The organism is Endozoicomonas sp. (genome assembly GCF_051008435.1).
Lineage (GTDB): Bacteria > Pseudomonadota > Gammaproteobacteria > Pseudomonadales > Endozoicomonadaceae > Endozoicomonas_A.
In genome coordinates, this window is the sequence record NZ_JBPCXO010000007.1 from 1 (window position 1) to 16193 (window position 16193).

A 16193-nucleotide genomic window follows, 5' to 3' on the forward strand; every position below is an offset into this window, starting at 1 on the left:
AAGAGTCCCCCTGTAGCAATACCTGTCAGCGCAGGTGCTACAGCGAAAGGTGTTGAGAGTTCTCAGCATGGGTCACAAGAAGCCCCCACTATAGCCGCATCAGCGGCTTAGTGGTGGGAGTACGTCAAAGTCTCTTTGCCTCATCATCTAAAACTGAAAAGTTTCAAACTTCCTCTAAATTGAAATTGGCGTTGTATGTCAGTCGGTCTTTTAATCCTGAAGAACGCTGGGTTTTCTGCTTGATGGATTGAATCAGAATCTGTGGCGGTGTAAACAGGTCCAGTCTCGACTTTGCGCGAGTAATGCCGGTGTAAACCAGTTCCCGGGTTAGAACCGGTGTCATTTGTTCCGGGAGGGCCATAACGGTATGGGGGAATTCTGACCCCTGACTTTTATGGATGGTCATGGCAAAGACGGTCTGGTGCTCTGGCAATCGGCTCGGCAGAAGATGTTTCAGGCTGCCGTCGGGTAATTCGAATACGACTTTTAAGCGGCCACTGGGGTCAGGAAGAGCAATACCAATATCACCATTGTACAAACCCAGGTCATGGGCATTACGGGTAATCAAAACCGGACGGCCCGGATACCACAAGCCTTCAGAAGGCATCAGGTTTTTTCGGGCCAGAGCTTGGCGAATGCCTTCATTCAATCCCTCCACACCCAGGCGCCCCTCCCTTAATGCACAGAGTAAACGAAAACGATTGAAAGCATTCAGAACCGTTTTTTCGTCTTTGCCATCGTTAATGGCCTGTAGGTAGGGGGTATAGCCTTTCATACAAAGGAGCATCAGCTGTTGGTAATTGCTGTCGTCCAAGGGGTGCAGGGCAATGTCATCAAAGTGCTGCTGAAACACACGGGTTATTTGTTGGGTGTCTCCCCTGTTCACTGCCTTGGCGAGTGTTCCTATGCCAGAGCGAGCATCAAATCGGTAACTTTTCTGGAGCTGGCAGAAACGATCATTAATGGACTGGCTCTGTGATGCTGACCAGGACTTCAGATTGAACCCTGTCAATTGTTCAAGGGTATCAGCCTGTCCCGGAGAATAACCGCCCTCAGCCGCAGAGCAGATATCGCCCAGAACACTGCCAGCATCCACAGAAGCAAGCTGATCCCTGTCACCCAGTAGAATGATCTGGGCATGGTCTGGCAAAGCATCCAGTAAGTGTCGCATCAGTGGCAGGTCGACCATGGAGGCCTCGTCTACGACCAGAATATCCAGATGCAGAGGGTTGCTGGCAGTGTGGCGGAACTCGGGGCTGTTAGGGATAACGCCGAGCAGCCGGTGGATCGTACCTGCCTGGCTGGGAATCAGACGGCGAACATCCTCACTGCAATTCAGCGCTGGCAAAGCGCCACCAATAGATTCCGTGAGTCGGGCAGACGCTTTACCGGTGGGAGCTACCAGTCGGATGTCGGGTATCTTGCCGCTTTTCAAACCTTTCTCGACCAGCATGGCCAGCAGTCGTGTGACGGTGGTGGTTTTACCTGTTCCCGGTCCGCCACTGATCACCACAAGAGGTTGAGTTGCCGCCATGGCAGCCGCTGCTTTCTGCCAGTTCAGGCACTGTTTCTGGGGAATAAGCTGATCAAGAGCAGTCAGGTCATCGGCCTGGCTTGCCGACATCAGAGTCTGGGTGGACGTCTGCCAGTCAATGGATTCAGGGAATTCTATATCAAGCCACTTGATCAGATATTCCTGAAGTGCTTCTGGATCACGGGTGCCGGGTCGATTCTCAAAAAGGATGGAATAGTTTCGCTTGAATAATCGATCCAGAATCTTTCGAGTGTCCTGAAGATCGTCTGACTGCTTTCCCCCTTTAAGCAGATGCTGGGCAACAAGGCACTCATGTTGCCAGTAGCGGTAGAGATAGAGTCTGTTGCTGTCCAGAATCAGGGGGGTATTACTGCCCCCCTGGCTGATGACAGCGCTTGAAACCAATGAGTTAATCAGTGTGTGTTCGGCTTTGCTGTCAATGTCAGCCAGAGCCCTGAGCTTGTTGCTTTCAGCCAGGTTCAATTCGAACAGGGGAGCACTGAATAAATGGTTCAGTTCCAGACACAGGTTGCCTCGACCTAATTCATGGCTGATAAGAGCAGCAACAAGAGCGACACTTGGCGTGTCGTCCAGTTCATGAATAAAACGGGCAAACTGGTAATCCAGAGGACGAATCCGACCTTGTTGATAGAGGTGCTTGAGGGCGGTGATCATGAAGAGACTCCAGTCTGGTTAGAGCGTTCTTCACTCATTGCAGATTCTCCATAAAAGAGGCGATCCAGCTTTTCAATCAGAACTTTGTTGGGGCGGCAATGGTAAATACCAGGCCGGTGCGGCTCATCTTTTCTGATCCCTCTGAGGAACAGGTAATAGGTGCCGCCAAAGTGTTGTTCAAAATCATAGTTGGGCAGTCGACTGCTCAACAGTCTGTGCAAAGCCAGTGAGTAAAGCTGATACTGAAGATCGTATCGGTGCTCGATCATGACTTTCTGCATGTTGTCCTGGGTATAATCGCTGAGCTGATCTCCCAGCCAGTTTGATTTGTAGTCCAGCACATACCAGCGACCTTCGTATTCAAAAGTCAGATCGATAAATCCTTTTAGCATGCCCTTAACGGTGACAAAGTCGAGTAACCCTGCCTGAGCCGATAGCGGGTCTTCAGACTGCAGGATGGCGTTCAGTTCCCTGGCTCTGAGTCTGCTCACCGGCAGGTAAAACTCCATCTCCACTTTTTTGGAATGAGGGGCCAGTCCTGCCAACGATAATCCGCTGTCGTCCAGTGGGGCGTGCAGGCAATGATCCAGCATGGTCTCCAGAGTAGAGCACCACTTTTCATCAAACCCTTCTGTCTGTAATTGTTCCAGAATATAGTCCGACAAATCGTCTGGTAATGAGTGCGAGTCGTTCGTTTCCAGATGTTCCAGGTTTTCAAACAGAGCATGGAGAAAGGTTCCGGGACGAGCACCTTTTGGGAAGGTGAATATATCGATCCTTTCTGCTTCAGGCTCTGACTCGTCATTCTCTTTCAGAACTTCCATGTCCAGACCTGCGGTTTCCAGTGAGGCGTCTGGCTCCTGCACGGTTTGATGACCCTGACTGTGAGACGTTCTGGACAGTGCAGAATAACTGGTGACCCACCAGTCTTTCTGAATGCTTCCCTGAAACTCTGCTGCTTCAAGTTTTGGTTTGACTTCTGCAGGTGCTTGCCAGCGAGGCAATTTGGAATCAGGTACCGGCACGGATTCTATTAAAATGCCATCATCACTGGTTTGAAGCTCCTCTAACTTACTTGCCAGCTCAGAAGTTTGAATCTTCTGGTCACCGTTAAGTAGCCAGCCAACTGCCGTTTTATGGAGATCGGTATTTGCTCCTTTTTTTTCTCTGCCTGTTTTCAAAGCTGTGATACCTGCATAGCAAGCGTGAATTGAACGAGTCAGGGCTACATACAATAATCTTAGGTCTTCTGCCAGTCGTTCTTTATCAGCTTTCTGAATTGAGCTGTCATTGCCTGAAAAATCAAGAACAGTGTTTTTGCCATCATGATAAACCGGCTTTTTCTCTTCTTTGAACTCAGTAGCAAAGGGCAGAAAAACCAGATTATATTCCAGCCCCTTGGATTTATGGATGGTGACGATCCTAACCAGTTTTTGCTCACTCTCCAGATGGAGTTGCTGTTCTTCTGCATTGATATCCGGAGTCAAAATACGCTCAGACAGCCATCGTTTTAATGCATGGGGAGTATCCACTTCAAAGCTGGCTGCCGCAAGCAGCTCACCAATGTGGAGATAGTCTGTCAGACGCCTCTCGCCATCAGGAACTGAGAGTAGTTGTTCAGCAATTTGTCTGTGGCTGGTCAAGCTCCTGAGCATGGGCATGACACCCTGCTTGTGCCATATTTGCTGGTAGTTCAGGAATTCTTCAACGGTACTTTCCCAGAGCTGTTCATTCTCATTTAAAGCATTCAGTTCGTTGGCTGAGAGGTTGAATAAAGGTGTGGCGAGAGCCGTACGCAGGATGCGTTCATCCCAAGGGTTAAGGCAGGCATCCAGTAACCTGGAGATATCCATTGCTTCCTGAGTGTTAAAAACAGATTCCCTGCTACTGAGGTAGACACTGGCAATCCCTTTACGAGCCAGTGCTTCCCTGATTTTTCTCGCTTGTCTTCCATTTCTTACCAGTACTGCGATGTCATTCGGTTGTATGGGACGAGCTTCGTCTTCCGAGTGGAAGACACACTGATTAGAGTTTGCCAGGGTGAGCAGTCGGTTGATTTCGAAGGCAGTGGCTTCTGTTAACTGTTCTTCGAAGTCGTTCTGGCTGATGGCCACTCCGTCATCACTTTCCAGCAGCCAAAGCCGCAAAGCCGGTAAAGGCTTTTGGTTTTCCAATAGCCTGGTTTTGTCAGCTATAGGGGAGGGGGCAACGGGTTGATAGGGAATGGCTTCATAAATAAAGGGAGCATTGACACCGTGCTCAAATACTTTGTTGACACTGTTTATCATGGCACTGGTTGAACGCCAGTTGGTGCCCAGTGAATACAAGTCCCTGGCTTCAGTCCTTGCCTGCATATAAGTGAAGATATCGGCACCGCGAAAAGCGTATATAGCCTGTTTAGGATCGCCTATCATCAGAAGTCCAGAGGGAGAGCCTTCTGGATTATCCTGAGGGTAGATTCGAGTGAAAATGGAATACTGCTGTGGGTCAGTATCTTGAAATTCATCGATCATGGCGACAGGAAACTGCTCTCTGATCGCGTTGGCGAGTACCTCGCCTGATGGGCTGGTGAGAGCCCTCCGAAGATTCGATAGCAGGTCGTCGAAGGAGGTCAGTCGGCTCTTGTCTTTTAGTTCAGCGCAACGTTGACGGATATCTTTCAATGCCTGAATCAGTATCATGTGTTCAAAAGCGAAGAGCAGGCTCATAGGTTGGTTTAGTAACTCATCAATCAGGGTAAAGACTGTGTGCTCTGGCATATTGCCGGTTTTGGTGAGACTTTTTTTGAGGGATTCTGTGCCATAGATCTCCCAACTTTCTTTATTTCCCAAAGTTGGAAATAATTCATCACTGTAAGCAAACTCTGTCATCAGCAAAAAGCGGGCAATAGGCTTGGAGTTTTTTCTCAAGCCAGCACCGAGCAGAATGTTTTCAATGATTTCATGTTCTGATTTCCAGAGCCGCCTGATTTCTATGGCAGGCTTAACATACTGGTGAGTCAAGGTTTCCAGACAATCTGGAAGCTCTCCTGCCAACAGTTTCAGGTCTGGTTTGGCGAGGTACTCCCTGATTCTCTTTAAAAGGTCATCGGGTGTTTTCCATAGTTTAACTGCAATGGCTGCCAGAGGTTTATCCAGTGGGTAAAAGTGCTGCCGCCAGAAATCGGCAGTGGACTGTTTCAATAGCGGTTCTATATCTGTGACCAGCTCCTGGTTAAAGAGCGAGCCGCTTTCGAAGGCGTGTTGTTTCAGCATTCGCTGGCAGAAACCGTGAATGGTAAAGATCGCTGCTTCATCCATCTGCCTTTCTGCCAGTAACAGGAGGTGCTCGCACTTTTCTGGATGTTTCAGGGTATCGATCAAGTGTTGTATAACTTCGTCACTGGAGTGGCCTTCGCCAAAAGCCTTTCTGGCGACTTGCAGCCTTTTTCGAATCCTGTCCCGCAACTCCTTGGTAGCCGCCTCGGTAAAGGTGACCACCAGAATCTGGTCGACAGTCAGGGGCTGGCGGGCGGAGGAATCTCCATGGCCTAATACCAGACGGAGATAGAGGTTGGCAATGGTGTATGTTTTACCTGTTCCGGCACTGGCTTCGATGAGTTGATTGCCTTGCAGGGGCAAGGTTCTGGCATCCAGCTCTCGGATCGATTGACCACTCATTGGCTACCTCCAGTCCCATCCGTTATGTGCTGGAGGGCGGGTGACAATATCAATTGTGCCAGGGCTTGAAACCTCTGCATGGTCGGTTCAAGTTCAGGGTATATTCTGCGGATATAGGGGTCGGCGGATTCTCCAGGTGACCAGTCATCGCCATAAAAGGTTTTGAGTGCTTTCGTTTCTGCCTTATCCAAGCCTTTGTCTGCTTCTTTAAGCCACGCGAAAGCGGTATCAGGAAAATAGGGTTGAGGGTAATCTTGTCCTTTTGAAAAGTGGGTTGCCAGCTGGTTCAGTTCATCAAGAGCTGCAGTTGCTGACACTGTTTCAAACGTTACTTGCTTATCCTGACCTATTAAGATTGTCACTCCAGGAGAAGGGTGGCTGGCGCAGTAACAGAGATGTTCTATCCAGGCGCTGAGAAGATCTTTGGCTTTGATTTTGGCGGGCCGAAACCTGACAAGACCACTCTGAAAGTGATTGCGCAACCAGCCAGAGAGCTTCAATAAGCCTGTTTCCAGGTTGATTTCAACGTCTTCTTGCCGGTGGACGCTGAGTTCACGAACGCATTCAACCAGTGGGGAAACCAGCTTATATTGTTTCTCCAGAAGTAGGTCTCCAAAAGCGGCATGGGGTATTGCACCAGTAGCATTGATCAGGTTTTTAAACTCATCAAAGTGGCAGTCACCAAGAAGGGCTTCGCTCATCTGCAGTTTGAGTTGGTAGGCTTGCAGATTATCCAGATCAAAGGGTTCACTATCTTCAATCTGTTGATGGCTTTGAGAGAAATAGACTTGCAGTCGCCGGTTGCAGAAATATTGGCATGGATTGCGGAAGAACCTCAGGAATTCAGCCAGTTCCAGTTCCTCTGACCTGTTCTGGGCAGGCAGTGGTGCCTGAATAAAAGGCTCGGGTTCTGCTTTCTCGTGAGTGGCAGCAGGTAGCCACTCTTTGGCATAACTGAACAGGCCGCTTCCCGGAGTGAAGTTCTCCTGGCTGAACGGTTGCAGCCGATGTTCAAAAACCAGGCTCTGTAAGGAGTCCTTGTCGAGGAAATTGTCGTGGAAAAACTGGCTGCAATATTCCTGCAGTTCTGTCACCAGTACGGAAGGTATGCGTTCACTGTTGTCTTTTATGTTCCGGCCTGTGTAACTGATGTAAAAAGTCTGGCGGGCAGACAGTAAAGCCTCAAGAAACAGATATCGGTCGTCTTCACGACGAGAGCGGTCACCCCTTCTGGGACTTTCTGTCATCAAGTCAAAACCAGCCGGAGGAATACTTCTTGGATAAGCGCCGTCATTCATACCCAGCAGACAAACCACTTTGAAAGGAATGGAGCGCATGGGCATCAGGGTGCAGAAGTTGACGCGACCGGAAAGGAATTTCTGACTGCTTCGTTCACTGGTGAGTCGCTCTGTCAGATAATCCAGTAGAACCGGTCGTGACAACCTGTCGGTATAACCGGCATCCCGAACCTGTTCCGTCAAATGTTCCAGTGAGCTTCTCACCAGTTTCAGTGCGTACTCATCTTCTTCATCAGGCTCAAAGAAGTTTTCGAGAATCTGGTTAATAAACAGCGTCCAGCTTTCTATGGAGCGGGATTCGTTGAGCTGTAGAATCAGTTCAGAGGCTTCTTCGACAAATGCCGCAAGCTGACCACTAAGAACCGCATTCATCCCTTGTGAAGAGTCCAGCGGCAATATTCCGGAAAAGAGTCCGGTGTCTTCAGGCAAGGCATAACCCAACAGCATTCGCTTGAGGCCAAACAGCCAGGAGTTACTTTCTCTTGGTGGGACCCCAAAACCCGTCTGATGTTCCGGGCTGAGTCCCCAGCGAATACCTGATTCATCAATCCAGCGTCGCAGAAGTTCAAAGCCTTTTTCGTCGATCTGAAAACGTCTCTGAATGGCTGGAATTTCCAGCAACTCCAGCATTTCCTGAGCCCCGCAACGTTGATTATCCAGGTCCAGCAGCTGCAGCAGTCCTTTCAAAAGCGGGAATTCTTGGCTGGCACTGCGATCCGAAATGGCAAAGGGAATGTATCTGGGGTCGCTATGATGGTTCGGCAAGCCGCCAAAAACAGCCTGAATCCATGGGCTGTATTGATCCACGTTGGGCAGCATGACCACGACATCTCTTGGCGTGAGATCCGGGTTAAGGTCAAACATCTTCAAAAGCTGATCATGGAGAACTTCTACTTCCCTGAGGGCACTGTGGCAGTCATGAAAAACCAGTGACGGATCATCAGGGTGTACGGTGGCCTGGATTTCCTGGCTCCTGTCAGTCAGATCAAGGATATCTTTTTGAATGCGATGGAGCAGGGAGTCTTCCTGAGCTTCAACAAAAGCAATGATTTCTGTGGCATCCAGATCATGAAGCTGATGCATATAATCCCTGCCCAGCTTACCCATAGAGGCCAATAAAGCATTACTGCTTTCAAGGGAAAAAGGTTCATCAATGGGCGTCTCAAACAGGTCATTTTGTTGTGGAGAACCTTCTTTCGACCTGGAACCTGGCGGTGCCATCGGTTGACTGATTTGCTTGCTAAAGAGCCGGGCTGCCAGTCTTGCCAGATATTTAGGGTCTTTCTCATCTCCCCAGTAGTACTGGCAAGGGTTACAAACCATCAGGTGGACATCGGTTTGTTGTCCCAATGCTTTCAGGGTTTCTACAAAATGGGGGGGGAGCGCAGATATACCGAAAACAAACAGTCGGCGGGGCAGTCGCTGCTGGTGTGAGCTGTTCTCCAGTGCGCTGAGAAAACTCTGATGCATATTGGCTCGGTGCCAGTGGGATTGTCCGGCGTCAGCGGTTTTTGCCACCAACGCTCGCCAAAGCATCGGTTGCCAGAGCTGGTCTCTGGCTGTTTCGTCCTTTCCACGCTCCCAGTCAGCAATCCATTCAGGACGATAGACAAGGTATTGGTCAAAAATATCGGCCACCTTACCTGCCAGCTGGTAACAACGTACCGTATCGCTGTCATCAGCGAGGTAATGTCTCAAAGGTTTGAAAGCATCCTGATCCAGCATTTCAGGCAGCAATGACATCAGTTTCCAGGTCATGGCTTCCTTGTTAAATGCCGAACGTCTGGGAACTTCTGGCAGCACTTTGACAAACATGTCCCAGAGAAAGCTGGCCGGCAGGGGGAAGTTGAGCGATGCCGCAATGCCCATGGATTCTGCCAGGGCTTGCCGAAGCCACTGTGCCATGCCGGGACTCTGAACAAGAATCTGTTCGTCTTCCAGCGGGTTAGGGAGTGGATCCCGTTGAATTCGGTCAATCAGCAGGTCTTTGAGCAGGTCAAGCTGGTTAGAGTGATAAATGGTGAACACGGAAGGAGAATCAGCCTGTATCAATGATGATTCTAACTCTTCATGCTTGGGCGGGTTATGTCAACACAAATAAGAAAAAAGAAGGGGAGTGGCAAGCAGTGATGATGGTTTCAGGCAGTACGGAAGACCTGCCAGTCTCATTCATCAGGCTCTGCCATGCCGGTGCAGTGCATTCATCAGGTTTTTGTGTTTCTTTTTCTTCTTATCCGGGTTGCTGCTGTTTCCAACGTATTGGGCGGTGATTTCTTTCTCGGCAGCTCTCAGGCTGGCTTCATCAGGTTTGATTCTTTGCAGATAACGTCGACCTGCGCCATCCTTGATGTTCAGCTTTCCCCGCAGGGCGGCCATTTTGTCCATCAGATTTTGGGCCTCAAGAATGCTGGTCTTGCTCTCATCGAGGCTTTGCTGGGATTGTTTTTCAATATCCATTATTTTTCCAGAATGTTTGCCCAGAATGGGTGTTCCTTAACTTATTCTAGGTTCTTGTGTGTAAATTGCGTATTTCCCTCAGTGGCATGCCTGATAATTCAAGGTAAAATGCTCGGGCTAAGCCCTGTATTGACCCAGAACGAGCTCATATGTCATACGCTCTAAACAGTATTGAGCGTGAAAACAGTCTTGAACCAGTGGGAAGCCTGATAACCTCTGGTCATGAGTCTATTTTCACAATAAAAAGAAAACGTGGCCTGATTTTCTGCTTCTTTAGCCTGCTTTTTTTCTGGGCTTTATCGTTGCCTGCATGGTCAGAAGAAAGTAAACCCAAGGCAGACTCCAGTTATTACAAGCCTTTAAAGATTGCCTACACCCAGGACTCTCTGCCCTGGACATTCACCAATGATGCGGGTGAGCCTGACGGTTTGATTCTGGATCTTTGGCGGGAGTGGTCTGAGCAGGTGGGCGTACCCGTCCAGTTCTATCCCATGGCAAGGAAGCAGGCTGTCGAACGCCTCAAAAGCAATGAAATTGATGTAATTGCTTTACTGGGACCCGCCGATGAAGTCACCGAAAAAGGGGTTCTGACCCGTGAGATTCTGCAGAGTCGCAGGGCTCTGTTCATTCGTAATGATATTTCCTCCAAGCCGATCGGAGAGCTGCTCTCAGGCAATCAGATTGCCATTCTGGGCAAGGGTTATCTGAAGGACAAAATCGTCAAACTGTTGCCAGGTGTCAGCCTGAGAGAGTACGACAATCAGCGGCTGATGATTGATGACATAGCCTCCAAGAAAGTGACCTTGTTTGCCGGCAACGCCGATGTGCTGGGCTATTACCTGGAAAGCAGGGGGATCAGTTCCGACTACTCACCTTATGATTCCCCTCTGGATCCAACGGTTTCTATGGTGGCCGGGGTCAACAGTAAGCGGTCAGCCCTGGGCTCTCTGATCGAGAGCGGTATGGAAGTGATACCGGAAGAGCGCAAAAGTCTGGTGTTCGAGCGCTGGCTGGGCCATGGCCGCAAAACCTCAGGCAAGCTGGTGATTGCCCTGGAAACCGCCTCGGCCCCCCTTTCTTTTGTAAATGCTCTGGGTAAGCCGGCTGGTATGTATGTGGACATCTGGCAGAAATGGTCAGAGAAAACCGGTACGCCTATCCGCTTTAGAATGGGGGATCGAACCGAGACCATTCAGGCCCTGAAAGGCGGCAAAGCTGACATTCTTGGCAGTATTTCGCCTTCCCGTGCCCGTAGTGAATGGATGCGCATGTCCAATCCTTTTTATGGCATCAATTCCAGAATTTACTATCGCAGCAGCCAGTCTCTAAATGATCTGGGAACTGAGTTGGAAGGCAGGAAACTCGGAGTGGTCACAGACTCGAGTCATGAAGAGTTTGTGAACAAATGGCTTCCAGGCGTCACTCTGATCACCCGCAATAATGTCACAGAGTTGATTCAGAGCCTCTTTAAAGGGGATATCGATGCTTTCATGGGTGAGCCTGTGGTGGTTGAGTCTGCACTGGGCGTCCTTGGGTTGATTGGAGAAGTCAGCAGTAGCAAGTACTTCAACATGAATGAGGCCATAGGGGCGGGCGTAGCTGCAGATAGAAGGAGTGACCTGATATCCAAGGTTAACAAAGGATTGGGAGATATTTCGCCTGAGGAATACCGGACGATTGAAGAGAGCTGGATTGTAAACAGCGACAACCGGTATTTCGGCAAGGGCGTCACCAATGTCAATCTGACCGAAGAGGAGCGTCGCTGGCTGGGTCGTAATCACATCATTCGGATTGATGTGCAGACGGATAATCCGCCGTTTCTTTTTCAGGACGAAGAAGGGAATTATCAGGGTATTGCCATTGACTATATCCGCCTTCTGGAAAGCCGTCTGGGTGTGACGTTCAGTCTTAATCCTTCCAAAATCTGGACCGAATCCCTGGGTCGCTCCTATCGCCATGAAACCGATGTGCTGGGCATGGTGCAGAAGACGGATGAACGAAGCCGTTACCTGGACTTTACCAATCCCTTGTTCCAAGTACCGTCGGTTATTCTGGCCAGAACTTCTGATAAAACCATTGAAAACATCCGGGACCTGAGAGGGCGTAATGTCGGTTATGTGCCTGGCAGTGCTTCCCTGGATTATTTCAGGGCAAAAAATCCTGGTATTCACTTCAAACCGGTACCCAGTCTCAGCAGCGGCATCAATCGTGTTTCCAGTGGTGCACTGGATGCTGTTATTGCCAATATTGCGGCATCCAGTTTTGAGCTTGATCGACTGAAAGTCACCAATCTTCATGTAGTGGGTGAGGCCGGTTTTGAATACGAATACGCTCTGGGCAGTCGTAATGACTGGCCAATGCTGGGCTCCATTCTGCAGAAAACCGTCGAGAGTCTGAGTGAAGCTGAGAAGACTCAAATCAACAGTCGCTGGGTCTCCATTACTGAGCTGAGCTGGCAACCTAATAAAGAGTTGTTTATTGGGTTGTTACTGGTGCTGGTGACACTGATTCTGATCATTTACTGGAACCGAAGGCTGACACTGGAAATCGGTGAGAGAGAGCGGGCCGAGGAAGAGCTGAAAGCCCGTTCTGACCTGGATCGCCTGCTTAGTGATATATCCAGAAAGTTTATTAACAAGCCACTTGAAGAGGCGGTTCAGTACTTCCTTCGCAAGTTGGCTGTCTTTATGAGCTATGAAGTGGCTTTGGTGTATTCCAGAGCAGAAGGGCATTCGGCCATAGAGCATTTATGGTCCGACAAGGAATCGTTGGAAGTAGGTGATCTCAATAAGTGGCTAAGGGATGCCATCCAGCAGGAAACCCAGTCTTCTGAAGACGGCATTGCTGTATTGAAGTTACGGGCTGACAATGATCAGTTAGAAGGCAGTGAATCCTTGCTGCAGCTCAGCAGGGACGGTGTAGTGACCGGGATTCATGTCTCTATGAGGCTGTTCGGTGAAGAAATCGGTGGCGTGGTCTTCCTAAACCGTCAAACCGATGAAGAGTTACTGAGTGATGAAGTGGATCTGCTGCGAAGAGCCAGTGAGCTGGTGGCGGTAGCTCGTTCACGGCAGTTGTCTGAAGATGCCCTGAGATCCAGTGAAGAGCGTTATCAGCTGGCGATGGATGCCGCCTCGGATGGTCTCTGGGACTGGGATGTTGCCAACGAGCGCATCTACTTCAGCCCAAGATATCAAAGCATGCTGGGCTACGAGGCTGGAGAGCTGGTGAATACACCAGGAGCCTGGCGTCGTCTGATTCATACGGATGACAAGGTGGTGACCGTTGATTTCTTTAATGACCAGTTTGCCCATTCTGATGAAGCCTTTGTCTATGAATATCGCATGAGGCGTAAAGACGGTAGTTATGCGACCGTCAGGAACAAAGGTAAGGTTGTCTTCAGAGACAGTCGCGGGCACCCACTTCGTGCAGTGGGCACCATGGTGGATATTACTGAGCAGAAGGAACGTGAGCGTGAGCTTTCCATGGCACGCTTTACCCTGGATCGCGCAGCTGACCATATTCACTGGTTCCGCCATGATGGTAGCCACAAATATGTCAATGAATCTGCCTGCCGTTCACTGGGTTACACCACCGACCAGGTGATGGAACTCAGTATTATGGATATCAACCCGGCGGTGACAGAAACCTCCTGGGAGCGGCTCTGGGATCAGTTGACCATGCGCAAGGCGATGACCTATGAGACCCTGCGCAAGACTCACGATGGCAGGGTGTTCCCGGTTGAAGTGACCGCCAATTACATGGAATACGAAGGTGAAGGTTATCTGTTTGCAACAGGTCGGGATATCACTGACCGTAAGCATGCAGAGGAAACGCTTCATAAGGCGAAGGAAGCCGCAGACCAGGCGAATCAGGCGAAAAGTAACTTCCTGGCCAACATGAGTCATGAAATCCGTACGCCTATGAATGCCATTATTGGTCTGAGCCATCTGGTTTTGCAGACGGGTATGTCCAACAAGCAGGAGGATTATGTCACCAAGATCCAGTCCTCTGCCCATGCCCTGTTGGGCATCATTAATGACATTCTTGATTTCTCCAGAATTGAAGCAGGCAAGCTCAATATGGAGACCATTGATTTTGACCTGGGGGATGTCTTTGACAATGTTTATGACATCACCAACGTCAGGGCTGAAGAGAAGGGCATTGAGCTCAACTATGACATTGCGCCGGACGTTCCCCGACACCTTCTCGGTGACCCCCTGCGTCTTGGGCAGGTGTTGATCAATCTGACCCATAATGCGGTGAAGTTTACCCATGACGGCACCGTCAGAATTACAGTAAAACTTTTGTCGCTTAATTCAAAAACAGCCAGAATCTGTTTTGAGGTACAGGATACCGGTATTGGTATCAGTCATGAGCATCAGGCTCGACTGTTTGAATCCTTCTCACAGGTCGATGGCTCAACCACCCGCAAATTTGGTGGTACGGGACTTGGGCTGGCCATCTGCCGAAGCCTGGTCAATATGATGAGCGGTGATATTGAGGTGGAGTCTGAAATAGACCGGGGCAGCACCTTCCGTTTTGATGTAGAACTGGGACTGGGTGAATCCATTGGGCTAACGGATCAGGCGCTGGCAGGTACACGTGTACTAGTGGTTGATGATACGGAAGAAGCCCGACAGATACTGGTTAATCAGCTTAACTGCTTTGGTTGTGAAACCCTTGAGGCCAAAGACAGTGAAACGGCTCTGAGCATTCTGAGAGAACATAATCTTGATTCTGACAACCCAATAGCCGTTACTCTGCTGGATTGGCGCATGCCAGATACCGACGGAATTGAACTGGCGGAGCAGATCAGAGCGCTTGATCTGATCCCAACACCCGCATTGATCATGGTTTCGGCCTATGGTCGTGAGGAAGTAATGGCCAGGGCGTCAGGTCGGGTAGATGCTTTCCTGATCAAGCCGGCCAGCAGTTCTGTGTTGATTGAAACGATACTCCGGACACTGGACTACAAAAGTTCGGGCGGCAGCAGCAAAGGTGTTGACAGTATTGCCAAAAAACAGACGTTTAATGGCGATATTCTGCTGGTGGAGGACAATGAAATTAACCAGCAGGTGGCACGGGAGTTACTGGAAGGCATGGGTCTGTCTGTGACACTGGCAGACAATGGTCAGGAAGCTGTCGATAAGCTTGAATCCCGGACATTTGATCTGGTCTTCATGGATATCCAGATGCCTCAGATGGATGGTTATCAGGCGACACGAGTCATACGACGAAATCTTGGTAATAATGATTTACCGATTGTTGCCATGACGGCTCATGCCATGACGGGTGACCGTGAACGTTGCCTGCAGGTGGGTATGAATGATCATATCTCCAAACCTCTGAATCCTACTGAACTTCAGGATATGGTGGGTCGCTGGCTGCAAGGGCAGGGAGAAGGCAGGACAATAGAGTCACTGGCCGACAAGGAGCCAGAACAGAAAGCTTTCACTGGAGACCTTGAGAAGCTTGACGGCATTCATTTCCGCAATGGTTTGAACCGGGTGAGAGGCAATGTAGGCCTGTATCGCCAGTTGCTGGTGAATTTTTATCTGGACCAGAGAGACGATTTGCAAAAGCTGTTTGATTGCCTGGATAAACGTGACTGGCAGGGCGCCCGATTTATCGTGCATGGCGTCAAAGGTGCTGGCGGCAGTCTGGGCGCTGAACAACTGCAGATTACGGCGGCTCGTCTGGAAGCAGCGTTGAGAACTCAGGATGAGTTGCCATCAAAAGAACTGGTAGAAAGTTTTGAGTATGCCTTCAACGAGGTGATGGAGAGTCTTAAGCATCTGGTTGAAAAAGATTCAGAAGAAGAAACGATTGGTGAAGGTATGGTCGAGACAGAGCGCTTGTCCTATCTGATGAGCGCCATGATCACCCAGCTTCAGGACGGTGATGTTTCTGCGACTGATTCGTTGTCAGAACTGGTCGGTGGGCTCGCTGGCAAAGCCGATAAAAAAATATTGGAAGGACTGCAGAAAAGTATGAGGTCCTATGACTTTGAAGAAGCCGAGCGAATCCTTGAGGATATTCAGTCAGAAGTGGAGCTTTAAAAGAGAGAGTTTAAAGCCTTCAGTTTACAGTGGGTTAGATCATCAGATGATTGAAGCCCTTTGTTTATAAGTCTCATCTTGATTTAAATCTGGTTCCCATGCTCCTGCGTGGGAACCCATATGAATTTCAACGGTAGAATTTTTGTAAGCCACTGATTTCATGCTTTTTGAAACGAGAGTGTGTTTAAAAAGCTTCTACGCCATCTGAGTTTTATCTTGTATTCCAACCCATGAAACACATGGCCTCCAGCCTGTAAGCTCTCTTACAAATGTTTAAAAATGTGATCGGTTTCTCTTGAATCATAAACATCCTATGACGTCTAATAGCTGTCATTTAAGGATTAATAAAATACTACAGGGAGTAGACGTCCGATGGATGGTGTACGCAGTTCGGATTCAGCCGTGACCTGTCTGGTCATGCTTGCCCGCTTTCATGGATTGGCCGCTCAGCCAGAACAGATCAAACATCAGTTGGGTGATTCAACCAGGGCTATTGAAGCCATTGATA

5 protein-coding genes are annotated in these 16193 nt (G+C 49.4%); 1 reads left to right on the forward strand and 4 read right to left on the reverse strand.

The window, feature by feature from the left end; translation table 11 throughout:
* Window positions 1-163: 163 nt before the first annotated feature.
* From recD to ACR2PX_RS00260, 4 genes are all read right to left on the reverse strand, one after another.
* Window positions 164-2209, reverse strand: a complete 2046-nt coding sequence (gene recD, locus ACR2PX_RS00245; RefSeq protein ID WP_433997358.1) for an exodeoxyribonuclease V subunit alpha — start codon at window positions 2207-2209, stop codon at window positions 164-166.
* Window positions 2206-5868 (reverse strand): exodeoxyribonuclease V subunit beta, encoded by a 3663-nt coding sequence (gene recB / locus ACR2PX_RS00250; RefSeq protein ID WP_433997359.1) that lies wholly within the window; start codon window positions 5866-5868, stop codon window positions 2206-2208. Before recB ends, recD begins: the two co-directional genes overlap by 4 nt.
* Complete coding sequence (gene recC / locus ACR2PX_RS00255; RefSeq protein WP_433997360.1) at window positions 5865-9194, reverse strand: exodeoxyribonuclease V subunit gamma; 3330 nt, start codon at window positions 9192-9194, stop codon at window positions 5865-5867. Before recC ends, recB begins: the two co-directional genes overlap by 4 nt.
* 144 nt (window positions 9195-9338) lie before the next feature.
* Window positions 9339-9623, reverse strand: coding sequence for a hypothetical protein (locus ACR2PX_RS00260; protein WP_433997361.1), 285 nt, complete (start codon window positions 9621-9623; stop codon window positions 9339-9341).
* 149 nt (window positions 9624-9772) lie between these two features.
* Between ACR2PX_RS00260 and ACR2PX_RS00265 the strand changes: the two genes are divergently transcribed.
* Complete coding sequence (locus ACR2PX_RS00265) at window positions 9773-15685, forward strand: transporter substrate-binding domain-containing protein (RefSeq protein WP_433997362.1); 5913 nt, start codon at window positions 9773-9775, stop codon at window positions 15683-15685.
* Window positions 15686-16193: the final 508 nt, after the last annotated feature.

Excerpts from the sequence above, each read along its gene's own strand:
- ACR2PX_RS00265 (WP_433997362.1), top strand. The coding sequence starts at position 9,773 with ATGTCATACGCTCTAAACAGTATTGAGCGTGAAAACAGTCTTGAACCA.
- ACR2PX_RS00260 (WP_433997361.1), bottom strand. The coding sequence starts at position 9,623 with ATGGATATTGAAAAACAATCCCAGCAAAGCCTCGATGAGAGCAAGACC.
- recB (WP_433997359.1), bottom strand. The coding sequence starts at position 5,868 with ATGAGTGGTCAATCGATCCGAGAGCTGGATGCCAGAACCTTGCCCCTG.
- recD (WP_433997358.1), bottom strand. The coding sequence starts at position 2,209 with ATGATCACCGCCCTCAAGCACCTCTATCAACAAGGTCGGATTCGTCCT.